Origin of the sequence: Lactiplantibacillus sp. 7.2.4 (assembly GCF_018991185.1) — a bacterium.
In the GTDB taxonomy this organism is placed as follows: Bacteria; Bacillota; Bacilli; order Lactobacillales; family Lactobacillaceae; genus Lactiplantibacillus; species Lactiplantibacillus pentosus.
In genome coordinates, this window is the sequence record NZ_JAGYGS010000163.1 from 1 (window position 1) to 661 (window position 661).

At 39.2% G+C, this 661-nt stretch carries 1 pseudogene; it reads left to right on the forward strand.

What is annotated here, in order from left to right:
* A pseudogene (locus tag KGF70_RS17020) lies at nt 1-661 on the forward strand (nickase); the annotation flags it as partial.

Below are 661 nucleotides of genomic sequence, written 5' to 3' on the forward strand. Positions count from 1 at the left end.
AGTGAATTAAACGAACGTTTAATGAATATTCGTGATGATTTGTTGACCCAACAATTATTGACCTTTACTAAGCGGCCATACGTTGGTTTTAAGTTATTAATGCAACAAGAAAAGGAAGTCAAAATCGAGCTTAAATATACGCTGATGATTCATGATGATAGCTTAGAAAGTCTAGAACACGTTGATCAAGGTCTACTAGAAAAGTATTCACCAACCGAGCAGCAAAAGATTACTCGCGCAGTCAAAGATTTGCGAACAATCATGGCTGTTAAGCAAGTCATTAAAACGCAATACCATGAAGTATTGAAAAGGGCCTTTCCCAAAGGCGATTTAGATGAATTACCAATGACTAAACAGGAACAAGCCTATACAGCCGTGATGTACTATGATCCTGTTTTAAAGCCATGTCAGGCTGAAACAATTGAACAGTGGCAAGCAAATCCACCACAGGTGTTCAGTCCCCAAGAACATCAACAAGGACTAGCTTATTTATCGGGACAGCTTAGCTTAGATCAGTTAGAAAATCATCACTTACAACGGGTTTTAAAGCATGATGGCACTAAACAACTCTTTTTTGGCGAATGCAAAGCCGATCCGACGATTAAGAACAGTCAGATCGAGAAAATCCAAAAGCAGTTAAAAGGGCAACAAGCCAGGCAAC